This is a genomic window from Actinoplanes sp. NPDC048796 (assembly GCF_040650035.1).
Taxonomy (GTDB): domain Bacteria; phylum Actinomycetota; class Actinomycetes; order Mycobacteriales; family Micromonosporaceae; genus Actinoplanes.
In genome coordinates this window covers 762,461-784,375 of the sequence record NZ_JBEZGO010000002.1, presented here as the reverse complement: position 1 = coordinate 784,375, position 21,915 = coordinate 762,461, and the positions used below count along the sequence as shown (strand labels likewise).

Annotated in this window: 25 protein-coding genes and 3 tRNA genes; 21 read left to right on the top strand and 7 right to left on the bottom strand. The window is 70.0% G+C overall.

What is annotated here, in order from left to right:
• Positions 1-73: 73 nt before the first annotated feature.
• On the top strand, positions 74-961 hold the full coding sequence (gene htpX / locus AB0C26_RS12060; protein ID WP_360245693.1) for a zinc metalloprotease HtpX: 888 nt from the start codon (positions 74-76) through the stop codon (positions 959-961).
• Between the two features lie 150 nt (positions 962-1,111).
• Positions 1,112-2,380, top strand: coding sequence for an MFS transporter (locus tag AB0C26_RS12055; RefSeq protein ID WP_360245690.1), 1,269 nt, complete (start codon positions 1,112-1,114; stop codon positions 2,378-2,380).
• Between the two features lie 82 nt (positions 2,381-2,462).
• Here the strand turns inward: AB0C26_RS12055 and AB0C26_RS12050 are convergent, their stop codons facing one another.
• Positions 2,463-2,942, bottom strand: a complete 480-nt coding sequence (locus AB0C26_RS12050; protein WP_360245687.1) for a hypothetical protein — start codon at positions 2,940-2,942, stop codon at positions 2,463-2,465.
• A 144-nt stretch (positions 2,943-3,086) separates the two neighbouring features.
• Here AB0C26_RS12050 and AB0C26_RS12045 point away from each other — a divergent pair, with 144 nt between their 5' ends.
• Together AB0C26_RS12045 and AB0C26_RS12040 are read left to right on the top strand one after the other, a co-directional pair.
• Entirely contained in the window at positions 3,087-3,974 is an 888-nt protein-coding gene (locus AB0C26_RS12045) for a calcium-binding protein (protein ID WP_360245684.1), read from the top strand.
• Between the two features lie 41 nt (positions 3,975-4,015).
• On the top strand, positions 4,016-4,474 hold the full coding sequence (locus tag AB0C26_RS12040; protein WP_360245681.1) for a DUF4396 domain-containing protein: 459 nt from the start codon (positions 4,016-4,018) through the stop codon (positions 4,472-4,474).
• Here AB0C26_RS12040 and AB0C26_RS12035 read toward each other — a convergent pair.
• Positions 4,465-5,085 (bottom strand): class I SAM-dependent methyltransferase, encoded by a 621-nt coding sequence (locus AB0C26_RS12035; RefSeq protein WP_360245678.1) that lies wholly within the window; start codon positions 5,083-5,085, stop codon positions 4,465-4,467. The genes AB0C26_RS12040 and AB0C26_RS12035 overlap by 10 nt on opposite strands.
• A 58-nt stretch (positions 5,086-5,143) precedes the next feature.
• On the opposite strand from AB0C26_RS12035, the gene AB0C26_RS12030 reads away from it, so the two are divergent.
• Positions 5,144-5,602 carry a DUF1707 domain-containing protein gene (locus AB0C26_RS12030; RefSeq protein ID WP_360245675.1) on the top strand — a complete coding sequence of 153 codons (459 nt, stop codon included), beginning with the start codon at positions 5,144-5,146 and terminating at the stop codon, positions 5,600-5,602.
• Here the strand turns inward: AB0C26_RS12030 and AB0C26_RS12025 are convergent.
• On the bottom strand, positions 5,599-7,728 hold the full coding sequence (locus AB0C26_RS12025; RefSeq protein ID WP_360245672.1) for an acyltransferase family protein: 2,130 nt from the start codon (positions 7,726-7,728) through the stop codon (positions 5,599-5,601). The genes AB0C26_RS12030 and AB0C26_RS12025 overlap by 4 nt on opposite strands.
• A gap of 113 nt (positions 7,729-7,841) precedes the next feature.
• Here AB0C26_RS12025 and AB0C26_RS12020 point away from each other — a divergent pair, with 113 nt between their 5' ends.
• From AB0C26_RS12020 to AB0C26_RS12010, 3 genes are read left to right on the top strand one after another with little or no spacing between them, the layout of a single operon-like run.
• The gene (locus AB0C26_RS12020) at positions 7,842-8,852 is read left to right on the top strand and encodes an LLM class flavin-dependent oxidoreductase (protein WP_360245669.1); all 1,011 of its coding nucleotides are present in this window, start codon (positions 7,842-7,844) and stop codon (positions 8,850-8,852) included.
• A gap of 41 nt (positions 8,853-8,893) precedes the next feature.
• Positions 8,894-9,715 (top strand): GNAT family N-acetyltransferase, encoded by an 822-nt coding sequence (locus AB0C26_RS12015; protein ID WP_360245666.1) that lies wholly within the window; start codon positions 8,894-8,896, stop codon positions 9,713-9,715.
• Positions 9,712-10,380: an MOSC domain-containing protein gene (locus AB0C26_RS12010; RefSeq protein ID WP_360245663.1), complete on the top strand. Its 669-nt coding sequence runs from the start codon at positions 9,712-9,714 to the stop codon at positions 10,378-10,380. The genes AB0C26_RS12015 and AB0C26_RS12010 overlap by 4 nt, the downstream gene beginning before the upstream one ends.
• On the opposite strand, the gene AB0C26_RS12005 is transcribed toward AB0C26_RS12010, so the two are convergent.
• Complete coding sequence (locus AB0C26_RS12005; protein WP_360245660.1) at positions 10,281-11,585, bottom strand: MFS transporter; 1,305 nt, start codon at positions 11,583-11,585, stop codon at positions 10,281-10,283. The genes AB0C26_RS12010 and AB0C26_RS12005 overlap by 100 nt on opposite strands.
• Before the next feature lie 21 nt (positions 11,586-11,606).
• Complete coding sequence (locus tag AB0C26_RS12000) at positions 11,607-13,019, bottom strand: FAD-dependent oxidoreductase (RefSeq protein ID WP_360245657.1); 1,413 nt, start codon at positions 13,017-13,019, stop codon at positions 11,607-11,609.
• Between the two features lie 102 nt (positions 13,020-13,121).
• On the opposite strand from AB0C26_RS12000, the gene AB0C26_RS11995 reads away from it, so the two are divergent.
• From AB0C26_RS11995 to AB0C26_RS11985, 3 genes are read left to right on the top strand one after another with little or no spacing between them, the layout of a single operon-like run.
• Complete coding sequence (locus AB0C26_RS11995) at positions 13,122-13,484, top strand: metalloregulator ArsR/SmtB family transcription factor (protein WP_360245654.1); 363 nt, start codon at positions 13,122-13,124, stop codon at positions 13,482-13,484.
• A gap of 46 nt (positions 13,485-13,530) precedes the next feature.
• Entirely contained in the window at positions 13,531-14,610 is a 1,080-nt protein-coding gene (arsB, locus tag AB0C26_RS11990) for an ACR3 family arsenite efflux transporter (RefSeq protein ID WP_360245651.1), read from the top strand.
• A 24-nt stretch (positions 14,611-14,634) separates the two neighbouring features.
• Entirely contained in the window at positions 14,635-15,048 is a 414-nt protein-coding gene (locus AB0C26_RS11985; RefSeq protein WP_360245648.1) for an arsenate reductase ArsC, read from the top strand.
• A gap of 109 nt (positions 15,049-15,157) precedes the next feature.
• Here the strand turns inward: AB0C26_RS11985 and AB0C26_RS11980 are convergent.
• Positions 15,158-15,238 (bottom strand) — tRNA-Tyr (locus AB0C26_RS11980).
• Positions 15,239-15,387: 149 nt separating this feature from the next.
• Between AB0C26_RS11980 and AB0C26_RS11975 the strand changes: the two genes are divergently transcribed.
• The 3 genes from AB0C26_RS11975 to AB0C26_RS11965 are packed head-to-tail and all read left to right on the top strand — an operon-like array spanning position 15,388 to position 17,046.
• A complete protein-coding gene (locus AB0C26_RS11975) occupies positions 15,388-15,882 on the top strand; it encodes a YajQ family cyclic di-GMP-binding protein (RefSeq protein ID WP_360245645.1) in 495 nt (164 codons plus the stop codon).
• A gap of 30 nt (positions 15,883-15,912) precedes the next feature.
• Positions 15,913-16,221 carry a hypothetical protein gene (locus tag AB0C26_RS11970; RefSeq protein ID WP_360245642.1) on the top strand — a complete coding sequence of 103 codons (309 nt, stop codon included), beginning with the start codon at positions 15,913-15,915 and terminating at the stop codon, positions 16,219-16,221.
• Positions 16,222-16,236: 15 nt separating this feature from the next.
• Positions 16,237-17,046 carry a sulfurtransferase gene (locus AB0C26_RS11965; protein WP_360245639.1) on the top strand — a complete coding sequence of 270 codons (810 nt, stop codon included), beginning with the start codon at positions 16,237-16,239 and terminating at the stop codon, positions 17,044-17,046.
• On the opposite strand, the gene AB0C26_RS11960 is transcribed toward AB0C26_RS11965, so the two are convergent.
• Complete coding sequence (locus AB0C26_RS11960; RefSeq protein ID WP_360245636.1) at positions 17,041-17,367, bottom strand: hypothetical protein; 327 nt, start codon at positions 17,365-17,367, stop codon at positions 17,041-17,043. The two genes, AB0C26_RS11965 and AB0C26_RS11960, sit on opposite strands and share 6 nt — an antisense overlap.
• 259 nt (positions 17,368-17,626) lie before the next feature.
• On the opposite strand from AB0C26_RS11960, the gene AB0C26_RS11955 reads away from it, so the two are divergent.
• From AB0C26_RS11955 to AB0C26_RS11925, 7 genes are all read left to right on the top strand, one after another.
• Complete coding sequence (locus AB0C26_RS11955; protein ID WP_360245633.1) at positions 17,627-17,773, top strand: hypothetical protein; 147 nt, start codon at positions 17,627-17,629, stop codon at positions 17,771-17,773.
• A 59-nt stretch (positions 17,774-17,832) separates the two neighbouring features.
• On the top strand, positions 17,833-20,367 hold the full coding sequence (locus tag AB0C26_RS11950; RefSeq protein WP_360245630.1) for a bifunctional diguanylate cyclase/phosphodiesterase: 2,535 nt from the start codon (positions 17,833-17,835) through the stop codon (positions 20,365-20,367).
• 120 nt (positions 20,368-20,487) lie between these two features.
• Positions 20,488-20,560 (top strand) — tRNA-Thr (locus AB0C26_RS11945).
• 46 nt (positions 20,561-20,606) lie between these two features.
• A tRNA-Met gene (locus AB0C26_RS11940) sits at positions 20,607-20,679 on the top strand.
• A gap of 106 nt (positions 20,680-20,785) precedes the next feature.
• Positions 20,786-20,953, top strand: coding sequence for a 50S ribosomal protein L33 (rpmG, locus tag AB0C26_RS11935; protein ID WP_067495822.1), 168 nt, complete (start codon positions 20,786-20,788; stop codon positions 20,951-20,953).
• Between the two features lie 72 nt (positions 20,954-21,025).
• Positions 21,026-21,475: a MaoC family dehydratase N-terminal domain-containing protein gene (locus AB0C26_RS11930; protein ID WP_360245627.1), complete on the top strand. Its 450-nt coding sequence runs from the start codon at positions 21,026-21,028 to the stop codon at positions 21,473-21,475.
• A complete protein-coding gene (locus AB0C26_RS11925; RefSeq protein WP_360245624.1) occupies positions 21,476-21,859 on the top strand; it encodes a MaoC family dehydratase in 384 nt (127 codons plus the stop codon).
• Positions 21,860-21,915: the final 56 nt, after the last annotated feature.

Here is a 21,915-nt window from a genome sequence, read left to right as displayed (position 1 = left end):
GAACTCACAGTCCGTGACGGATGAATTCCCCGGCGGGCGATGTTCCATGGAATGCGGACCTCACCCGGTCCGCATGCCGAAGGAGTTTCTGTTGTCCAGCCATCACAACGGCCTCAAGACGGCCGCTCTGCTGGGTCTGCTCACCGCCCTCATCCTGGGCGCGGGCTACTGGCTCGGCGGCAGCGGCGGCCTGGTGTTCGCGGTGGTCATCTCGCTGGCCCTGAACGCCGGATCGTATTTCTTCTCCGACAAGCTGGCCCTGCGGGCGATGCGCGCGCAGCCGGTCACCGAGGCCGAGTTCCCGGCCCTCCACCAGATCGTCCGTGAGCTGGCCACCGCCGCCGGCCAGCCGATGCCGCGGCTCTACGTCTCGCCGACGATGCAGCCCAACGCGTTCGCGACCGGCCGCAACCCGCGGCACGCCGCGGTCGCGGTGACCACCGGCATCACCCAGTTGCTCGACCGGCGTGAGCTGCGGGCCGTCATCGGCCACGAGCTCTCCCACGTCTACAACCGGGACATCCTGATCTCGAGCGTGGCCGCCGCGCTGGCCGGCATCGTCACGAGCTTCGCGCAGCTGGCGATCTTCCTGCCGCTGGGCGGTTCGGACGACGACGACGGCCCCAACCCGGCCGCGCTGCTGGCGATGCTGATCCTCGGCCCGCTGGCCGCGACGATCATCCAGCTCGCCATCAGCCGCAACCGCGAATACCAGGCGGATGCCGACGGCGCCGCGCTGACCGGCGACCCGCTGGCTCTGGCCAGTGCTCTCGAGAAGATTCAGTACGGGGCTCAGCGCCTGCCCCTGCCGGCCGACAACCGCCTCACCAGCGCCGCGCACCTGATGATCGCCAACCCGCTCAAGGGCGGCGGCATCGCGTCGCTGTTCTCCACCCACCCGCCCATGGAGCAGCGCGTCGCCCGCCTGCGCCAGCAGGCCGGTGCCATCCAGTACCGCTGACCCGTTCCCGCCGAGGGGCCGTCCGCGCGAGCGGGCGGCCCCTCGCTGTGTTTCCCAACACCGGCGCCAGGATTTCGGATGTGTTGCCGCCGCACCCGGCGTTAGGGTCGGGGACCGTATCGGTCGTTACATACCTGAGGGAGCGAAGAAGTGACCGCGTTGCGTCAGTACCTGGGCGTTTGGCACCTGCCGGGCGGACGGGTCCTGCTCAGCGTGGGGATCCTTGCCCGGCTAGGCATCGGTATGACCCCGCTGGCTCTGCTGCTTCTCGTCCAGCAGGAGACCGGCCGCTACGCCGCGGCGGGTCTGGCCGGCGGTGTGTACGCCCTGGCCGGCGCCGCCGTGAGCCCGATCGCCGGCCGTCTCGCCGACCGCATCGGCCCGTCCCCGATCCTCTTCGCCACCGCGATCCTGCATCCCCTGGCGCTCGTGGCCCTGGTCCTCACCAGCCGCTCCGGCGAGTCCGCCCTGCCGTGGATCTTCGTGGCCTCGGCGGTGGCCGGTGCCACGTACCCGCCGCTGACCGCCGCCATCCGCCGGGCCTGGACCGACATGACCGAGATCGGCGGCGGCAACCACCACCTGCGCGGCGCCGCCATGGCGGCCGAGACGTCCCTGTTCGAGCTGGTCTTCGTCCTCGGCCCGATGCTCGTGGCCGCCCTGGTCGTCCTCACCAGCAACCCGGCCACGGCCCTGCTGGGCGCCGCCGGCGCCACGCTGCTCGGCACGCTGTGGATCGCCCGCCTGCCCGTCATGCGCCGCTGGCACCGCCACGAGGCGCTCGACGCCGCCCGCGGCCTGGGCCCGCTCAAGGTCTCAGGCTTCCCGGCTCTGCTGCTGTGCGTGGTGGCCCTCGGAATAGCCTTCGGCGCGGCCGGCGTCATCGTCCCCGCCTACGCCACCCACCACGGCGGCGGCGACGGCCTGGGCGGCGTGCTGCTCGGCATCTGGGGCGTGGGCAGCGCCATCGGCGGCATCTGGTTCGGCACCCGCCGCCCCGCCATGCCCCTGCCCCGCCAGTTCGCCTGGCTGCTGGCCAGCGTCTCCCTGAGCTTCCTGATCCTGGCCTTCATGCCCAGCCCCCTCTGGCTCGGCGCGGCCCTGGTCCTGGGCGGCGCCACGATCGCACCCGCCCTGACCGTCGAGAGCAACCTGGTGGGCCGCCTGGCCCCGCCGTCGATGCTGAACGAGGCCTACACCTGGATCGTCACCGTCTCGGTGACGGGCAGCGCCGCCGGCGGAGCCGTGGCCGGCGCCATCGTCGACCGCCCCGGCGGCCTCCCGTGGGCTTTCGTCTTCGCCTCAGTGGCCCTGCTGATCGCCGCCCTGGTCGCCGCCGTCCCGCACGGCTCCATCGCCCAGGCCGACCGCCGAGCCACCGACCGCCAACGCCAGGCCCTGGCCACCGAGCCGGTCTGACCGCTACAGACGCTCCGCCCCGAGATCAGGGCCCGGATCGACCAGCCGCTCACCGAGCCGGTCTGAGCCCGGCGAGCGGCGCTCAGTAGCCGGGCTCGCCGCCCGCGGCGATTCTTGCCGCCGCCTCGGCCGGGGTGTCGCCGTAACCGGGCCGGGCCACGGCGACGGTCTGGAAGAAGTAGCCCTCCTCCTCGCCGGGATCGTCGTCCGCGACGAAGGGGCGCCAGAACGCCAGATACAGGTCCTTCGCCGCGTAGCCGGAGCCCGACTCGAACTCCTCGAGTGCGGCATGTCGCCGGATGCGTGCGACGACCTCCTTGGCCGGGAGCCCGAAGACGTCGACATCCCGGAAGCGCACGACGTCGTCCGGGACGGAGGGGCGCCAGACCTCGATCGCGTTGACCCGGTGCAGTGTCGGGCCGGCCGCCCCGAAACCCACATCGAACCGAAGTCCGCTCGGCCGGTCCCGGTTCAGGGTGTCCACTGTCGACCTTGCCTCTTCGGCGGTCATGCCGAGGCGCAGCGGCCCTACGCCACGCGGTGGATCCAGCTCGAAGTCCATCCGGTGATCATTCAGTGCGACCCCGCCCGGGGGATCTAGGGGTGGCACGAATCGGTGAGATGCCGGCCACGTTGATCCTCTTAGGATTTCGGCATCGCGGTGAACGAAACCGCTCAATCGAAATCAACCACGGGGGTTGTTGTCATGTTCTTGTTCAACCGTAAGGCGCTGTCCGCCATCGGAATCGCCGCCGCCGCTGTCGGTGCGAGCGCCCTGTTCGTCTCTCCGGCCCAGGCCGCCTCGGGGGCCGGCGCGGCCCGGGTCGACGGCAGTGTTGTTCGGTTCACCGCCGGTCTCGGCCAGGCCAACTCTCTGGTCCTCACCATCTCCGGCCGCACCGTCACGCTCGACGACCGGGTCGCCGTCAAGGCCGGGAAGGGCTGCCAGGCCGTCAAGGGCGACGCCACCAAGGTCCGCTGCACGACTCCCCGGCCGGCGAGTCAGATCCGGGTTCTGCTCGAGGACAAGAACGACAAGGTCCAGAACAAGACGTCCGTACGCATGTACGCCGACGGCAGCTCGGGCCAGGACATCCTGTGGGGCGGCAGTGGCGCGGACACCCTGATCGGCGGCACCGACAACGACACGCTGTCCGGTGGCGGTGGCAACGATCACCTCACCGACGCGTACGGCAGCAACTGGCTCTCCGGCGGCGCCGGCGGCGACACCGTCGTGGGCGGTTACGGCACCGACAAGATCCTGGGCGGGGCCGGTGACGACTTCCTGTACGGCCTGGCCGGCAACGACACCATCTACGGCGACGCCGGCAACGACACCATCATGGGCAACCTGGGCCACGACGTCGCCTACGGCGGCGCCGGCAACGACCAGCTCCACGGCTTCGAGGGCGACGACCGCCTCTACGGCGGCGCCGGCAAGGACCTGATTCACGGCGACGAGGGCAACGACAAGCTGTACGGCGAGAGCGGCAACGACTTCCTCAGTGGCGACCAGGGCAACGACGTCGTCGTCGGCGGCACCGGCACCGACCGGCTCTTCGGTGGCCCGGGTCGCAACACGATCAGCCAGTGACCCATTGACCCGACCATACCCCCAGGGGGTATGGTCGGGTCATGTCTACGGCATCGAAGGAACTGACCCGGTCCGCGATCTCGGCGACTCTGCACTGCCTCACCGGCTGTGCCATCGGAGAAATCCTGGGCATGGTGATCGGAACGGCGCTGGGCTGGGGAACCGGGCCGACCATCGCGCTCTCCGTGGCGCTGGCCTTCCTCTTCGGCTACACGCTGGCCATCCGGCCGGTGCTGGCCGCGGGCGTCGGGTTCCAGCGGGCGCTCGGCGTCGCTCTGGCCGCCGACACCGTCTCCATCGCGGTGATGGAGTTGGTCGACAACGCCGCGCTACTCGTCATCCCGGGTGCGATGGAGGCCGGCCTCGGCGACCCGCTCTTCTGGGGGAGCCTGATCGTGGCGCTCGCCATCGCCTTCGTGGTCACCGTGCCGGTCAACCGGTGGATGATCTCGCGGGGCAAGGGGCACGCGGTCGCGCACCACTACCACCATCACCACTGAACCGGGCGGACCAGCGCCAGCGACTGGTAGCGGACGCCCACCGCGTACACATGGAAATCAAGAATCTCGAAGTGGCGGGCCGCGAGCGACAGCATCTGCTCGTCGGTGCGAAACGCGAAAAAGCGGGGCGGGGTGTGATGGTCCTCGGCCATCACACCCTCTTCGTGCTTCCCGCCGAAGACACCCAGGTGGAACAGCCCTCCGGGGCGCAGCACCGAGCAGATCGACGCCAGCGCCTCGTCCATGGCGTCCGTCGGGACGTGCAGCAGCGTGTTCATCGACCAGACGGCGTCGAACGACTCGGCCGGAAAGCCCAGGTCAAGGACGTCTCTCGGGTACGCCCGTACGCCCTTGGCCGCGGTCCTCTCCACCATCGACGGCGACATGTCGACAGCCGTCACGTCCAGGCCCTCGGACTGGAACCAGGCGCTGTCCTGACCTGTGCCCGAACCCACCTCGAGCAGTGACGACGCCCGCGCGGCGCGGAGCCGGGACAGGAACGCCGAGCGTTCGGACAGCTTCCACGGCTCCTTGGCGAACGTGTCGCGGTCGGCGGCGGCGTCCGGCCCGTACGCCGCGCGGTTGCGGGCCGCTATGTCGCTGTATCTCATCGTGGTGTTCCTCCGTTAGCCTGACCCGGTCGGCGGGGGTGCGTATAAGGAGTGTCCGATGACGAAAGAGGTTCGGACCGACATCGAGACGATGCGTGCCGCCGACGCCGACCGTCACAAGGTCGCCGAACAGCTCAAGGCCGCCCTCGACGAGGGCCGCCTCAGTCTCGACGAGTATGACGACCGCGTGCGTTCGGCGTACGGCTCGAAGACGTACCAGGAACTGCTTCTTCTCCTCACCGACCTGCCACGCCCCGGCCTCAGCGCGACCGAGGTCCGCGCCCGGCGCGACGCCGAGCAGCGCCGCGAGGCGCGCCGGCTGCCGACCGCGATGATGGTGCTCTGGACCATCTGGGCCGCCCTGGCCACCGTCAACCTGGTGGTCTTCGGCCTGGTCGCCGCCACTGTGGACGGCGACGTCTACCCGTGGCCGGTCTGGCTGCTGGCCCCGGGCGCCGCCCTCGCCGCGGTGACGGTCGGCGTCCAGGCCATCCGCCACCAGCAGCGGCGCGGCTAGCGCTCAGTGGGGAACAGTGCCTCGTCCAGGACCGGGGTGAGCGCCCGCGAGTAGGGCAGCGACATGTGGTTGTCGTCCTTGTAGACCAGTGTGTTGCCGACCACGATCGGGCACTTCCGGTCGGCGCAGAACCACGGCGTCGGGTTGATCACCCGGATGCCGTTCTTCGCGGCCTGCTCGGCGACCATCGCGCGCCGTCGCGGCTCGGCGATGGCCCGTACCGCCGAGCGGTCGCACTTGAAGATCTGGCGCGGGTTCGTCGCCGCGCACTCCGGCGCCACGTCCGCCGGGTACGGGGTGTCCTGCAGCAGCACCTTGGTGACGCCGGCGAGCCGGGCCCACGTCTTCTGCCAGCCGCTCACCCAGGCCGGGTCGTCCTGGCGGCCGGTACGTTCGATGATCCGGCCGTGCGCGTCGTAGATGCCGCCGTTGTCCAGGTCGTTGGAGGCCATGACGACCAGGTCGGGCTGGTCGGCGGCGACGCGGTCGAGGATCTGGTCGCGCCAGGCGACGCATTCGGTGTACGGCTTGTCGAGCACCGTGTTGAAGTTGAGCACCGACGGCAGCTGACAGGCCGCCTTGGTCAGCGCGATCAGCTTCCAGCCGTGCCCGCGGGCGACACCCTCCACCGCCGGGAACCACTGTGCCGCGTGCGAGTCACCGATCAGGTACATCGTCCGGGCGCCGTTCGGATCGCCGTAGACGCAGGCCCTGTCCTGTTCGCTTTCGCCGTAGCCGAGGTGGCAGCGGTCCCCGTAGGGGCGGGGGTTGAGGTCCCGCGCCTCGGTCAGTTTCGGCGTCAGGTTGTCCGGTAGGCGCGAGGCGCGGATGGAGCCGCTGATCAGCTGGGCGAGCCGGGCTTGCGGGTCGGCCGCCCGGGCCAGCTCGGCCGCGGTGTCGACTGTGGCCGCCCCGGTCGGGACGGGCGGTGTGAACTGCCCGGCGATCAGCGTCAGGGCGGCCACCCCGGCCGAGAGGATCAGGCCGAGGGCCAGGCCGCGGCGGGCCCGCGAGCGCAGCGCCGGGCGCGTCCGGACCGGGTTTTCGATCAGGTGGTACGTGATGAAGGCGAGCCCGAGCGCACCGGCCGCGACCACGAGGTTCGACGTGACGCCGGCGTCGCGCATGAAGGCCAGCGGCCAGATCATCAGGACCGGCCAGTGCCAGAGATACCACCCGTAGGACAGCTTGCCGATGAACCGGAACGGCGCCGTGCCGATGACCCGGCCCGCGCCCCATCTCCCGGCCGAGGTGCCGCCGGCGATCACGGCGGCCGTGCCCAGCACCGGGAGCAGCGCGGCCGAGCCCGGGAAGGGTGTCGACTCGTCGTAGGTCACGGCCGCCGCGACCACGGCCGCGAGGCCGCCCCAGGTCAACACCGCCGCCGGCGCTTCGGGGGTACGGCCCAGACGCCCGGCCGCCAGCGCGACCAGCGCCCCTGCGCCGAGTTCCCAGGCCCGGGTGTGCGAACCGAAGTAGGCCCAGGGCGCCGCGCCGGCCGTCTGCTGCACGCTGACGATCAGCGAGACCACGACCAGGGCGCTCAGCGCGATCGCGGCCCGGCGGTTCCCGCGCGCGCCGGCACCGACGGCGAGCAGCAGCAGCGGCCAGACCAGGTAGAACTGCTCCTCGACGGCGAGCGACCACAGGTGCTGCAACGGCGAGGGGGCGGCCGTCGCGTTGAGGTAGTCGGTCCCCTCGTACGCCAGACGCCAGTTGATGCCGTAGAAGGTGCTGAACAGGCCGTCCATCGTGATCGACGTGAACCGGGTCGCCGGCACGAAGAGCCAGGCGGCCACGATGGTCGCGACCACGACGACCGTCGAGACCGGCAGCAGGCGGACGGCCCGGCGCGCGTAGAAGCCCGGCAGTGAGATCTTTCCGGTCCTGTTCAGCTCCTTGAGCAGCAGCGTGGTGATCAGGAAGCCGGAGATGACGAAGAAGACGTCCACGCCGACGTACCCGCCGGCGAATGTGCTGAGACCCGCGTGGCTCAGCACGACCAGTGTCACGGCGATGGCCCGGAGACCCTCGATGTCCGGCCGGAAGCCGATGTGGCCCCCCTCGGCCCGGCGGGCGGGCGGAGTGGCCGGGGCTTCCCGGACTTCGATGGTGGAGGACACCATGAGTTGCTGCTCCAGTCGCTGGTCGGCGATCAAGTTGGGTTGGGAGCTGAGCCGGAGGACACCGATGACCTGGTCACAGGTCGACCCGGCGACCGGCGCGGTAGGGTCGGATCGTGACCACCGCGGACCGTGTCCCACTTTCCGTCCTCGACCTGGCCACTGTGCGTGAGGGGCATTCCAGTGCGGATGCCCTGCGTGGCACGGTCGAGATCGCGCAGACCGCCGACCAGTTGGGCTACGCCCGTTTCTGGGTCGCGGAGCACCACAACATGCCGGCCGTCGCGTCCACCTCACCGCCGGTGCTGATCGGTGCGGTGGCCGCACAAACCACAACGATTCGCGTCGGATCGGGTGGCGTGATGCTGCCCAACCACATGCCGTTCGTGGTCGCCGAGCAGTTCGCCATCCTCGAGGCGCTCTTCCCCGGCCGGGTCGATCTCGGCATCGGCCGCGCCCCCGGCACCGACCAGGCCACCGCGGCCGCGCTGCGCGGCGTCTCGCCGTACCTGACCGTCGAGCAGTTCCCCGACCACCTGCAGACGGTCCTGTCGCTGCTCGGCGACGACCGCATCGAGCCGTCATCCTTGCGGGCGACGCCGGTCGCCGAGAGTTACCCGGAAGTGTGGATGCTGGGCTCCTCCACCTACGGCGCTCAGGTCGCGGCTGCCCTCGGCCTGCCGTTCTGCTACGCGTACCACTTCGCGATGAGCTCCGATGTGGACAAGGCGCTCGACCTCTACCGGGCCGGTTTCACGCCGTCGCCGCGCCACCCCGAGCCGTGGGCCATGGTCAGCGCCTCGGTGATCGCCGCCGAGACGGCTGAGGAGGCGCAGTACCTGGCCGGCCCCAGCCGCATCATGGCGCTGAGCCTGCGTACCGGCCGCCTCGGCCCGATCGTCACACCCGAGGCGGCGGCCGCGGTCGAGCTCAGCGACCTCGACCGGAGCCTGCTCGAGTCGCTGCCCGGCACGCAGTACGCGGGCACCGCCGAGGAGGTCGTCGCCGCCCTCGACGAGTTGGTCGAGCGCACCGGGGCGCAGGAGCTGATGCTGGCCGGCACGGTCTACGACCCGGCCACCCGTCAGGACTCCCTGACCCGGATAGCGAAGGCGTGGGGCCTCTAAATTCGGGTGCGGGCGCGGCGGCCGCTGGCGAGGATCACAGGATGAGCTGGGGGCTGACGAACGACCTCGACGAATTCGCCACGGCCGCGGGGGACTTCCTCTCCGCCCGGCCGGTTCAGCACACGGTGTTTCTCACGATCGTCGACGCCTTGCGGCGCCGGGGACTCCGGGCGTTCGGGCCATCGGATCCGCTGTTCGGTTACTGGCGTACGGCGTCAGGCGCCGTCGACGGGGTGTTCCTGCGAACGCCGCCGCACCCGATGCTGGTCAGCGCCGTCCCGCCGGAGGCCGCGGAGGCCGTACCGCAAGCATCGGAAGTCAATCTCCCGGCGGAGGCGGCCGAGATCCTGGCCGCCGCCTGGCAGCGGCGCACGGGACACCGGCCCGCCGAGGGACGCCGGACCCGGCTGTACCGCCTCGAGTCCCTGACCGAGCCGTCCCCACCCGGCCGGGCGCGCTTGGCCACGCCGGCCGACCGGGAACTGCTGATGGAGTGGCACGAGGCGTTCTACGCGGAGACCGGCGGTGAGGGCTTCAGCGGTCTCGGCGACGTCATCGACGACCGCATCGGCTACGGCGGCCAGCTGATCTGGGAGGACGAGGGCCGCCCGGTCGCGATGGCGAGCCATTCCCGCCCCGACTCCGGCATGGCCCGCGTGCTGATCGTCTACACCCCGCCGGCCGACCGCGGCCACGGCTACGCGGCCGGCGCCACGGTGGCCGCCACCCGATCGGCCCAGGCCACCGGCGTCACCGAGGTCGTGCTCAACACCGACGCGGCCAACCCGACCAGCAACCGGCTGTATCAGCGGCTGGGCTACCGTCCCGTCGAAGATCGAGTAATCCTGGAGTTCGCGGCATGACAGACGGCAAGGTCCTCTCGGTGAACGTCGGCGCGATGCGCCCCAACCCGGCGAAGAAGGTCGGAAAAACCGGCATCTACAAGGAGCCGGTCACCCACCCCGTCGACGTGCGCGCCCCCGGCCCCCGCCGCACCGGCCTGCACAGCGGCGTGGTCGGCGACGAGATCGGCGACACGAAACACCACGGCGGCGACGACCAGGCCGTGTACGCCTACTCCCGCGAGGACTACGCCTTCTGGGAGAAGGAACTGAATCGGACCCTCCCCGACGGCATGTTCGGCGAAAACCTGACCACAGCCGGCCTCGACCTCCTGACCACCCAGATCGGCGAGGTATGGCGAATCGGTGACACGCTGGAACTGTCCCCCACCTTCGGCCGTATCCCCTGCGCCACTTTCCAGGCCAAGATGGGCGGCGAAAAGCAGTGGCTGAAACGCTTCGCCCGGGAAAACCGCACCGGCACCTACCTGCGCGTGGTCACCCCCGGCCCGGTCCAGGCCGGCGACGCCATCACAGTCGTCCACCGCCCCACCCGCGGCATGACCGTCACCGAGGCCTTCGCCATCTACATGTTCGACCCAGCCTCCCTCCCGCGCCTGCTGGAGGCCGAGGGCATGTCGGAGCACCTGCGAGCCGAGGTAGAGGAGCGCATCGCCCGCTTGTGACAAGGCGGGCGGTAGTAGTGCGGACGAGGTACGGCGGCGATGGCCGCGGCTCCGACGGCGCACGTTGCGGCGGTTGCCAGGAAGACCCCGGCGAAGTCACCGCTCAGGACGTGCAGTCCCGCGCCGGCGAGTGGAGCGGTGGCCTTGGCAATGGTCATCGGTACGACGAGAACACCGGCGATGGAGGCGTATCTCCGGGTGTCGTATCGCTCCGCCAGCAGCAGTGGCTTGGCGATGCTGCCGACACCGAAGCCCAGGCCGAAGCTGGTCACCGCGACCACAGCGGCGATCGCGTTCCGTCCGGCCAGGGCCAGGACGACCGCGGCCGAGCCTTGCAGAGCGAAGATCGCGGCGACCACGATTGTGGTGCGGAAGCGTCGTTGCAGGCCGGTGGTCACGAGACGGCCGGTGACTGACAGGACGCCGAAAAGGCCGGCGACGGTGGCGGCGAAAGTGGGGGAATGACCCCAGTCGACGAGCGCCGCGATGAGGAGCACTCCGACAGTGGCCACGGCGGCGCTGTGCGCGGTGAAGCCGAGAGTGAGCAGCCAGAAGGGGCGATCGGCAAGAACGGCCTTGAGGCGGAGGGGACGGTGGCGCGCGTCGGCCGGTCGGCCCGGTGCCGGCCGGAGAACCGTCGCGTGGGCGGGGATGGTGAGAAGTGCTTGAACGGCGGCGAGAATGAGCAATGCCGCGCGCCAGCCGTATTGGTTGACCAGCCAGCCGGTCAAGGGCAGGAAGATACTGCTGGCGAACCCCGCGACGACGGTCAGGGCGAGCAGCGCCATGGACCGCTTCTCGGGTGTGTGCCAGGCGATGATGACGGCGAAGGCCGCCTCGTAGAGACACGCGGCGGAGGCGATCCCGATGCCGATCTGCACCGCGTACAACTGCCACAGACCATCCACCTGGGACCAGGCGGCCAGCAGCAGTGTGCCGGCCGTGGAGCCGGCCGTCATCAGTGCTCGGCCACCGTGCCGGTCGAGCCACCGGCCAACGGGTATGGCGAGTGCGGCGGACGCGAGCACGTTGGCGGTGAAGCTGCCGGTGACTGCCGTGGTGGAGGCGTTCAGGTCAGTGGCGAGGGGAACCAGGAAGACCGAGAACGCGTAGTAGAGCGTGCCGTAGCCGACGGTCTGGGTGACCGCCAGCGCCCCGACGATCATCCGGCTGCGGTGGCTGCCGGCGGACCGGCCGGCAGCCATCAGGGGCGAGGTTCCCACTACTCAGCCGCAGCAGCGGCCGGACTGCTCATCCGACCGCGGCGACGCTGTGATCACGGCCAGCGGCGCCCGAAGCAGGCCGCCCTCGACGCCGGTGGCCAGTCCCCGGCCGGCCGGCTCGGCGGCGGGAGTGCCGCAGCAGCCCCCGGACGCGGCGTCGATGCTCTCGGCATCGAGCGGCACGCTGCTGGAGCACACGCCGGTCGCCGGCAGATCGAGGCGGACGTCCCGGGCGGCCTCCCAGTCGCCGGCCAGCGCCGCGACGACAGAGCGCGCCTGCTCGTATCCCGTAGCCATCAGGAACGTGGGGGCGCGGCCGTAAGACTTCGATCCGATCGCGTAGTAGCCGGGCTCCGGGTGGGCGAGCTGGTCGACGCCGTGCGGCGGAACAGTGCCGCACGAGTGCTCGTTGGGGTCGATCAGCGGGGCGAGTGCCCGGGTGGAGCCCATGATCGGGTCGAGATCCAAGCGGAGTTCGCCGGTGATGGTGTGGTCGGGGCGGAAGCCCGTGGCCGACACGATCCGGTCGACGGTCACGGTGCGCGTGCCGTCGGAGACCTCGACGCCGTCGGTGATCTCGGTGACGGCCTGGACCTGGAAGCCGGTGAGAACGGTGATGGTGCCCGCCTCGACGTGCTCCCGGAGACGGGTCCCGAGCGCGCCACGTGCGGGGAGCGCGTCGGCCGTCCCGCCGCCGTAAGTGCGCCCCGGCGAGGCTGTGCGGATCGCCCACGTCACGGTTGTTCCGGATATCTGCTGAGCAAGCTCAGCCAGAACGAGGAGAGTGTTCGCGGCGGAATGCCCGGCACCCACCACCAGAGTGCGGCGCCCGGCGAAGCGGTCCCGGTCGTGTCCGAGGACGTCCGGAAGCGCGCTTTCGATGAACGCGGAAGCCTGGCTCTCGCCGTGAGCCGGTATGCCGGAGGCGCCCAGCACGTTGGGGGAGTCCCAGGTGCCGGAGGCGTCGATGACCGCGCGGGCGAGGACGTCTTCGCCGGTCGCGAGCCGGATCAGGTACGGCGTGCCGGCGCGGCCGGCACTGCGGAGCCGATCGAGCCCGAGCCGGGTAACGGCGGCGACGCGGCTGCCGTAGCGCACATGAGGCTTGACGGCGGGGAGGTCGGCGAGCGGCTGCAAATAGTTCTCCGCGAGCTGAGCACCCGTCGGCAGCTTGTCGTCGTCCGGGTGAACCCATCCGGCCTCGGCGAGCAGACGAGCGGCGGCAGCGTCGATGTTGAAACGCCATGGGGAGAACAACCGGACGCGGCCCCATTGACGCATGGCCGCGGCGGGCTCTTCGCCGGCTTCCAGGACGACGAACGGCAGGCCGCGCTCCGCGAGGTGGGCGGCGGTGGCCAGGCCGACCGGACCGGCGCCGATGACGGCGATGGGCAGGCTGTCGAGCTGAGTGGGCACGGCTCCTCCGGATAAAGGCGAGACAGTTTCGAAGTCTGTCGAGTTCGATGATTGTCGAAACCGAAGCTTGCACACGGTTTCGATATCTGTCAACCTCGACGCATGTCAAAACCGGCGCGGGCCTTGGACGTGATCGACCTCAACGCCGACGGCTGTTGCGCGCCGATGACGCAGAGCCGCATCCCCTCGGAGGCGGCCGGCACGCTGGCCCAGGCGTTCAAGGCGCTGGGCGACCCGATCCGCCTCCAGCTGATGTCCATGATCGCGTCGGCGCCCGGCGGCGAGATCTGTGTCTGTGATCTGACCCCGGCGTTCGAGATCTCCGGTCCGACCATCTCGCACCACCTGAAAGTGCTGAAGGAGTCGGGCCTGGTCACCGCGGAGCGCCGGGCCAGCTGGGTCTACTACCGCGCCCAGCCGGCGCTCATGCGCCAGCTGTCGGGCCTGCTCGACCCTCGGGCTTGACCCTTCAAAAGCTCAGCGACGCTCGACAGTTCAGGAACGCCACCCCATGACCGACGCCACAACCGTCCATGCCCCGCCCGCAGTGGTGGGGCGCCTGTCCCGCCTTGATCAGTTTCTGCCGCTGTGGATCCTTCTGGCCATGGCGGGCGGCCTTCTGCTCGGCCGGTTCATCCCGGGTCTGGACAGCGCCCTGGACGCCATCAAGATCGGCGGCATCTCGCTGCCGATCGCCCTCGGCCTACTGATCATGATGTATCCGGTGCTGGCCAAGGTGCGCTACGACCGGCTCGACACCGTCACGGGTGACCGGCGCCTGCTGATCTCCTCGCTGGTCCTGAACTGGATCGTCGGCCCGGCCGTCATGTTCGCGCTCGCCTGGATCTTCCTGGCCGATCACGCCGAGTACCGCACCGGCCTGATCATCGTCGGCCTGGCCCGCTGCATCGCCATGGTGATCATCTGGAACGACCTGGCCTGCGGCGACCGGGAGGCCGCGGCCGTACTGGTCGCCCTCAACTCGGTCTTCCAAGTCATCGCGTTCGGTGTGCTCGGCTGGTTCTACCTGTCCGTGCTGCCGGGCTGGCTGGGCCTGTCCGGCGCCGAGCTGGAGGTGTCCGGCTGGGACATCGCCCGCAACGTGTTGATCTTCCTGGGCATCCCGCTGGCGGCCGGCTTCCTCACCCGTCGTCTCGGCGAGAAGGTCAAGGGCCGGACATGGTACGAGGACCGGTTCATCCCCAAGATCGGCCCGGTCGCGCTGTACGGGCTGCTGTTCACCGTCGTCATCCTGTTCGCCCTGCAGGGTGACGCGATCACTTCCCGGCCGTGGGACGTGGCGCTGATCGCGGTGCCGTTGCTCGCCTACTTCGCCATCATGTGGGGCGGCTCGTACGCCCTGGGCAAGGCCATCGGCCTGACCTACGAGCGCACCACCACGCTCGCCTTCACCGCCGCCGGCAACAACTTCGAACTCGCCATCGCCGTGGCCGTCGGCACCTTCGGCGTCACGAGCGGTCAAGCCCTGGCCGGCGTCGTCGGCCCACTGATCGAGGTGCCCGTCCTCGTCGCCCTGGTCTACGTCAGCCTGGCCCTGCGCCGCCGGTTCTTCGCTCACGCCACCGTCTGAACCCCATAACTGGAGGCACCCCGGATGTCCGCCAAGCCCAGCGTCCTGTTCGTCTGCGTCCACAACGCCGGCCGCTCCCAGATGGCCGCCGGATGGCTGCGCCACCTCGCTGGCGACGCCGTCGAGGTCCGCTCCGCCGGGTCCGAGCCCGCCGACCAGATCAACCCCGCCGCCGTCGAGGCCATGCGCGAGGTCGGCGTCGACATCACCGCCCAGACCCCCAAGCGCCTCGACTACGAGACCGCCCAGGACTCCGACGTGATCGTGACCATGGGTTGCGGCGACGCCTGCCCGTTCTTCCCGGGCAAGCGTTACGAGGATTGGCAGCTCGAAGACCCGGCCGGCAAGGGCGTCGAGGCGGTCCGCCCCATCCGCGACGAGATCAAGCAGCGCGTCGAGGCCCTGCTCGCCGACCTCGTCCCCGCCCGCCGGCCTTGACCGCCTTTTCCGCCCGCAACCGCTTGTGGAGAGCTGGACTCCGCCCGATCACAAAGAGAACGGCCCCGGTCAGCATTTCCGCTGATACCGGGGCCGTTCTGTCTGCCTGTGGCGGGTAGAGGATTCGAACCTCTGTAGCTTTCGCGACGGATTTACAGTCCGCTCCCATTGGCCGCTCGGGCAACCCGCCTGGGCATGCCACCTCGGTTTCCCGAAGCGGCGGAGAACAGAATAGCCGCACCGCCGGTGCTTCTCGCAACCGGGTACGGTCGGCATGTCGGAGGCCGCTCGGCGGTCTCCTCCTCCCATTGACGTACGCCAGCTTCGCAGGAGTCTTTCATGGCAGCCAGCCCGTCTTTCGACATCGTGAGCAAGGTCGACCAGCAGGAGGTGGACAACGCGTTCCACCAGGCGGAGAAGGAGCTGGGCACCCGCTTCGACTTCCGCGGCACGGGCACGAGCATCGCCAAGTCGGGTGAGTCCGGCGTGACCATCACCTCCGAGACCGAGGAGCGCGCGTCGGCCGCCCTCGACGTCTTCAAGGAGAAGCTGGTCAAGCGGAACATCTCGCTGAAGGCGCTCGACGCGGGGGAGCCCCGGCAGTCCGGCAAGACGTACAAGATCGATTGCAAGGTCGTCGAGGGCATCGAGACCGACAAGGCCAAGGCGATCAGCAAGAAGATCCGGGACGAGGGCCCCAAGGGTGTGCAGGCGCAGATCCAGGGTGACCAGCTGCGGGTGACCGGCAAGAAGCGGGACGACCTGCAGGCCGTGATCGCGCTGTTGAAGGGTGAGGACTTCGGCGTGGCCCTCCAGTTCACCAATTACCGCTAAAAAGGCGCAAACCAGGCCCAGACTGGGCCTATGAGCACCAGTACGTGGACCCTGGTGGTCGGCGGGGTGGCCGGTGCCGTGTTGGCGATCTTCGGAGCGTCGATGCTGATCACCGGGCGCGCCCCGCAGGCCACCGCCCGTGCCTTCCGGAGCGTCCGGGACGCCGGCTTCTACCACCTGCTGTTCGGGGTGGGGCTGGGGCTGGTGTCGCTCGGTACGGCTCTCGACACTCCCGTGGTCACCATTACCGTCACGATTCTGGCGGTGGCCATGGTCGGCGTGGCCCTGGTCCGTTTCCGGCCGCGCGCCCGGCGACGGGAGCACCCGGTGGGCAAATAGCGGAGAGGAACAGCGTTGATCGAGCCGGTTGTCGATGTCGAGTGGGTCAGGGCGCGCCGGGACCGGTTGGTCCTCGCTGACGTCCGCGCTTACCTGGACGGCCGGTCGGGCCGTGACGCCTACCGCCGGGGTCATCTGCCGGGCGCGGTCTTCGCCGACCTCGATCAGGATCTCGCGGCCGCGCCCAGTGCGGCCGGCGGGCGCCACCCGCTGCCCGATTTTCAGGCTTTCGCCGTACGGATGGGGGAGCTCGGCATCGGCGACGGCGACACGGTCGTCGCGTACGACGACGCCGGCGGCGTGATGGCCGCCCGCCTGGTCTGGATGCTGCGGGCCCTGGGCCACGACGCGGCTCTGCTCGACGGCGGTATCGGTGCGTGGGACGGTGAGCTGGAAACCGCCGTACCGCAGCCGCGATTGAAGGTCTTCACCGCGAAGCCCTGGCCGGCCGAGCGGCTCGCCACCATCGACGAGGCGGCCGACGGCGCCGGCGTCGTGATCGACGCCCGCCAGCCCGAGCGGTTCCGGGGCGAGTCCGAGCCGATCGACTCCCGGCCGGGACACATCCCGGGCGCCCACAACGTCTCCTGCCGGGAGAACGTCGACGCCACCGGTCGTTTCCTGCCGGCCGAGGTGCTGCGCGCGAGGTTCGCCGCGGCCGGTGTGACCGACGGCGGCGAGGTCATCTCCTACTGCGGTTCCGGCGTCACCGCCTGCCACAACCTGCTCTCGCTCGAGCGCGCCGGTTTCGCTCCGGGCCGTCTTTACCCGGGCTCCTGGTCGCAGTACGCGGCCACGGACCGCCCCGCGGCGAAGGGCTCATGAGACCTGTTCTTCGGCCCAGCGGTTGTGTGCCTCCCAGGCGGCCTGTTTGGTGCTGCCGAGCGCGGCCCCGATCTGGGTCCAGGACGCGCCGGCGTCGCGGGCCGTGCGCACCATCGCCTGCCGCCCGTATCCGGCCTTGCGGATCACCACTTCGTTGAGGGCGAGCAGTTCGAGCGCCTCGGCCCGGCTCAGCGGCTCGGCCCGGTCGCCGGCCATCGAGGCCAGGGCGGTGCGCATCCTCAGTTCGTCGTATCGCGTTGTAGCCGAGGACAGCGTGTGCTGGCGCTCCAGATCGTCGGGGGAGAAGGAGTACGCGGTCACGGGCGACAGCCTGGCGTCAGGGCGACCTGACGTCAAGATGGCCTGACCGGGCGAGGCGAATTGCCCTCACTTCTCCCGTTATTTCGGTCGTAAAAGCGTCAATTCTGCGCTTGGCGGTGGGGGAGGAAGCTCAACCGTTCGGTCAGGATTTCGGAATGTGCGGTTTCGACCCGCCCGTGGACGCTGCCAGTCGCACAACTGGTGTGGCACCATCATGGGACCCCCCACCGGAGCCTGTTACATACCGCAGGAGTCACACATGTTCGCAAAGAGGCTGGGCCGAGTGGCCGGCTTGGTTCTCGCGCTCGCTGTCGTTTTCGGCGGCGTGGCCGGCTTGAGCGGGCACCCGTCGTCTGTCGGTGCAGGGGCCGTGCAGACCACCAACGGCGTTCTGGAATGGGACTGAAGGTTCGGTGACGCGCTCACCTCGCGTTGCGGGACCGCGTCGACTGACGAGGGAGTGCAATGGTCGGGCGACCGCGGGCAGCGCGTCGTTCCGCGCGTTACGCCTGGTTGATCACTAACCCTCTGGCGCTTTTCGCCGCCATCTGCACTGCCGCGTTCTGGGTGCGCGAGACGGACTGGTACACCGAGTGGCTCGGTGGCCTGGTCGCGCTCGCCGGGATCATCGTCGCGTATATCGGCGTCATCAATGTGGTGATCCGCCGAAGCACGATGAGCTTCTACATCACCGAAGTGCCCTTCCTGCTCGCTCTGTACTACCTCCCGCCGGTCATGGTCATCGTGGTCATGACCCTGGCTGTGTTGATCGTCCAGCTGAGCCGCCGCTCCGAGGTCGTCGCGAGCAAATTGTGGTTCAACGTCGCCAAGTCGTCGGCCGGTGCGGCGGCGGCCGCCCTCGTCGTCGCGGCCGCGCCCCCGATCCGGGGCGCGGGCCCGGGCACGTGGGCCATCCTGTTCGCCGCGGTCGGCGTGAGCGTGCTGGTCGAAGTCCTCGGTCTGGCCGCCGTCATGGCCGTGGTGCAGAACGCGCGCGCCGGGCAGGAAGTGATCCGCGGTTCGATCCCGGTCTGGGCCATGGCCGGCGTCAACGTGGTGATCGGGCTGATCTTCCTGGTCGCGCTGGTCGCCACCGCGTGGTCGGCGGCCCTGCTCGCGGCCCTGGTGATCGCGCTCATCCTGATGCTGCGGTCGTACGCCGAGTTCTTCCGACAGCACCGCACGCTCGCCGACGTCTACGAGCTGACCAAGGCCGTCCGTGACGAGGGCAGCGACGCCGGCCTGCCCGACGTGATGCTGGAGCGGATGCGGGCGCTGATGCGCTCGGAGTACGCGACGCTCTGGCTCTCGCCGCAGGGCCGCCACCCCGAGGTGCTGCTCACCGCCCGCGTGGAGAACAAGGGCCTGCTCGACCTCTCGCCGACACCGGCCGCCATCCGGGAACGCGCCATCGCCGAGGGACACACCGTGGCGGTCGGCAACCAGTTCCCCGACTCCGAGCCGCTGCGCCACGAGCTGCGCAACACCAAGGTGAAAGACGTCATCGTCGTGCCGCTGCGGTCGGGCCACACACCGATCGGCAGCCTCGAGGTGGTCAACCGGCTCGGCGACACCCGCACCTTCCGCGCGGCCGACGTGCAGGTGCTCGAGACGATCGCCGCCCACGTCGCCGTGGCCGTCGAGAACACCCGCCTGGTCGACCGGCTGCGCTACGACGCCTACCACGACCGGCTCACCGGCCTGCCCAACCGGCGGCGGATCACCGACGCGCTCGCCGAGTCGGTCAAGGTGCGCGCCGAGGACGAGGTGGTGGCCGTGCTGCTGTTCGACGTCGACGGCCAGCGCGACGTCAACGAGTCGATGGGCCACGCGGCCGGTGACAAGCTGCTGGCCGAGGTGGCGGGCCGGCTGCGCGGCATCGCCGGGCCGGGCGCGCTGGTCGGGCGCATCGGCGGCGACGAGTTCGTGGTGACCCTGCGTGCCGAGAGCACCGACGCCACCGTGCAGCTCGCCACCGAGATGCGCGAGCAGCTGCGCGGCCCGATGACGGTGGGCACGCTCACGCTCGACCTCGACACCGCGGTCGGCGTCTCCGTCTACCCCGATCACGGCACCGACCCCGAGACGCTGATCCAGCGGGCCGAGCTGGCCGCCAACGCGGCCAAGGTCCTGCCGTACGGGGTCCAGCTCTTCCACCCGGCGCTCGAGTCCCGGGCCGTCCGCCGCCTCGGCATCGCCGCCGACCTGCGGGTGGCGCTCGACAGCGGCGCCATCGACGTGTACTTCCAGCCCAAGGTCACCCTCACCGACCGCCACCTGGTCGGCGTGGAGTGCCTGGCCCGCTGGCAACACCCGGCGCAGGGCGAGGTGGCCCCCGACGACTTCGTGGCCGTGGCCGAGCACACCGGTCAGCTGTCCCGCCTCACCGAGGTCGTGCTCACCGAGGGCCTGCGGCGCTGCCGGGAGTGGGCCGACCAGGACCGCCCGCTGTCCATCGCGGTGAACCTGTCGGTGCGGACCCTGCTCGACTCCCGCTTCCCCGACCAGGTGGCGGCGCTGCTGGAACGCTTCGCGGTGGCCCCGGCCCAGGTCACCTTCGAGATCTCCGAGCCCGGCATGCTCGGCGACATCGAGCGGGTGCTGCCCACCCTGTACCGGCTGCGCGATCTGGGCGTCCGGCTCAGCGTCGACGATTTCGGCACCGGCGCGTCCTCCCTGTCGTACCTGCGGCAGTGGCCGGTGCACGAGGTGAAGATCGACGACAGCTTCGTGCAGGGCATGGCGACCGACACGGGCGATCTGGCGATCGTCCGGGCGGTGGTCAGCCTGGCCCGCGAGTTCGGCCTCACCGTCGTCGCCGAGGGCGTCGAGAGCGAGCTCACCCTCGACCTGCTCGAGGAGATGGGCTGCGAGATCGGCCAGGGCTACCTGTTCAGCCGCCCGCTGCCGTACGAGCGTCTCGAGGCCTGGTTCTCGGCGCAGACCGAGCCGGCCACCACCCCCGCGGGCGAGGTACGCAAGCTCCGCGCGGTCGGGTAAAGATGCTCTGACCTGCGGCTTCAGGGTAATGGGGGAGTCGATTTCACCCCCGGTGCGAGGCCGTGTAGTCTTACTCCTGCGCAACAAGCGAGCGATCGCGCTGGGCTTGAAGTGCGATAGGCCCCCTTAGCTCAGTCGGCAGAGCGTCTCCATGGTAAGGAGAAGGTCTACGGTTCGATTCCGTAAGGGGGCTCTACCGGGTTCGTTCCCGCCGGAGGCGCTGGACTTGAGCCTGGCTCGGCGGTGTAGCTCAGATGGCAGAGCAAGCGGCTCATAATCGCTGTGTCGCCGGTTCAAGTCCGGCCACCGCTACTTGCGAGTAAGGGATCCCGCCCGGGGTCCCACTTTGCATGTCGGCACTCTTAGCGAGTACGCTGGAGCGTCGTTAAGTTTCCCGTTAGCAGGAAGGCAATCCGTCGTGGCCAAGGCGACCGACGTCCGTCCGAAGATCACCCTGGCGTGTACGGAGTGCAAGGAGCGGAACTACATCACCCGTAAGAACCGCCGCAACGACCCGGACCGCATCGAGCTGAAGAAGTTCTGCCCCCGGGACGGCAAGCACACCCTGCACCGCGAGACCCGCTGATCTCAGCATCTCACAGCTTCACTCCTGCGCCGCACGGTCATCGACCGGGCGGCGCAGAGTAGTTTGTGGGCCATGCCCCTCGACCAGTCTTTCCAGGGCCGTAGCTGGCCCGCCACGGAGCCCTATCTGGTCGGCCGCGAGAAGATCCGCGAGTTCGCCCGCGCGATCGGCGCCGCCGACCCCGAGTACCACGATCCCGCGGCCGCCCGCGCCCTCGGCTACGCCGACGTGGTCGCCCCGCCCACCTTCCCGGTCGCGATCACCATGGCGGCCAGCCGGCAGATCATCGAGGACCCGGAGCTCGGGCTCGACTACAGCCGCGTGGTGCACGGCGACCAGAAATTCGCGTACACCCGGCCCGTGGTGGCCGGCGACGCGCTCGTCTGCGTCAACTCGGTCGACGAGATCACCTCGCGCGGGGGGCACGACTTCATCACCACCCGCACCGAGGTCACCACCGAGTCCGGCGAGCGGGTCGTGACTGTGTGGTCCAAGCTGGTCCAGCGGGGCGGGGAGGCGTAAATGGAGCCGCAGACCTTCCGGGTGACCCGGGCCGACCTGGTGCGCTACGCGGGCGCCTCGGGCGATTTCAACCCCATCCACTGGAGCGACCGGATCGCCACCGGCGTCGGCCTGCCCGGTGTGATCGCGCACGGCATGTTCACCATGGCCCTGGTCGGCCGCGCGGTGACCGCCTGGGCCGGCGCGCCCGACGCCGTGGTCGAGTTCAGCGTCCGGTTCTCCCGCCCCGTCCCGGTGCCCGACACCGACGAGGGCACCGAGGTGGTCGTCACCGCCACGGTGAAAGAGACCACCGACGACGGCCTCACCCGGCTCGCCCTGACCGCCACCTGCCAGGGCGAAAAGGTGCTCTCCCTCGCTCAGGCGGTCATCCGCAAACGTTAGGGCGAGCCCGGGTTGGGCAAGCGCCGTGTGAACCCGTACACTGGTGCGCCGTGGGG

Bases quoted from the DNA above. Each gene is read 5' to 3' on its own strand.
- AB0C26_RS12005 (WP_360245660.1), bottom strand. From the start codon at position 11,585: ATGGCTGCCGGCCGGTCCGCCGGCAGCCACCGCAGCCGGATGATCGTC.
- AB0C26_RS11995 (WP_360245654.1), top strand. From the start codon at position 13,122: ATGTCAAAACCGGCGCGGGCCTTGGACGTGATCGACCTCAACGCCGAC.
- AB0C26_RS12025 (WP_360245672.1), bottom strand. From the start codon at position 7,728: ATGGTGTCCTCCACCATCGAAGTCCGGGAAGCCCCGGCCACTCCGCCC.
- AB0C26_RS12010 (WP_360245663.1), top strand. From the start codon at position 9,712: ATGACAGACGGCAAGGTCCTCTCGGTGAACGTCGGCGCGATGCGCCCC.
- AB0C26_RS12015 (WP_360245666.1), top strand. From the start codon at position 8,894: ATGAGCTGGGGGCTGACGAACGACCTCGACGAATTCGCCACGGCCGCG.
- arsB (WP_360245651.1), top strand. From the start codon at position 13,531: ATGACCGACGCCACAACCGTCCATGCCCCGCCCGCAGTGGTGGGGCGC.
- AB0C26_RS11930 (WP_360245627.1), top strand. From the start codon at position 21,026: ATGCCCCTCGACCAGTCTTTCCAGGGCCGTAGCTGGCCCGCCACGGAG.
- AB0C26_RS12050 (WP_360245687.1), bottom strand. From the start codon at position 2,942: ATGGACTTCGAGCTGGATCCACCGCGTGGCGTAGGGCCGCTGCGCCTC.
- AB0C26_RS11970 (WP_360245642.1), top strand. From the start codon at position 15,913: ATGAGCACCAGTACGTGGACCCTGGTGGTCGGCGGGGTGGCCGGTGCC.
- AB0C26_RS11985 (WP_360245648.1), top strand. From the start codon at position 14,635: ATGTCCGCCAAGCCCAGCGTCCTGTTCGTCTGCGTCCACAACGCCGGC.
- AB0C26_RS12045 (WP_360245684.1), top strand. From the start codon at position 3,087: ATGTTCTTGTTCAACCGTAAGGCGCTGTCCGCCATCGGAATCGCCGCC.
- AB0C26_RS12040 (WP_360245681.1), top strand. From the start codon at position 4,016: ATGTCTACGGCATCGAAGGAACTGACCCGGTCCGCGATCTCGGCGACT.
- AB0C26_RS11925 (WP_360245624.1), top strand. From the start codon at position 21,476: ATGGAGCCGCAGACCTTCCGGGTGACCCGGGCCGACCTGGTGCGCTAC.
- AB0C26_RS11950 (WP_360245630.1), top strand. From the start codon at position 17,833: ATGGTCGGGCGACCGCGGGCAGCGCGTCGTTCCGCGCGTTACGCCTGG.
- htpX (WP_360245693.1), top strand. From the start codon at position 74: ATGCCGAAGGAGTTTCTGTTGTCCAGCCATCACAACGGCCTCAAGACG.
- AB0C26_RS11955 (WP_360245633.1), top strand. From the start codon at position 17,627: ATGTTCGCAAAGAGGCTGGGCCGAGTGGCCGGCTTGGTTCTCGCGCTC.
- AB0C26_RS12030 (WP_360245675.1), top strand. From the start codon at position 5,144: ATGACGAAAGAGGTTCGGACCGACATCGAGACGATGCGTGCCGCCGAC.
- AB0C26_RS12035 (WP_360245678.1), bottom strand. From the start codon at position 5,085: ATGAGATACAGCGACATAGCGGCCCGCAACCGCGCGGCGTACGGGCCG.
- AB0C26_RS11975 (WP_360245645.1), top strand. From the start codon at position 15,388: ATGGCAGCCAGCCCGTCTTTCGACATCGTGAGCAAGGTCGACCAGCAG.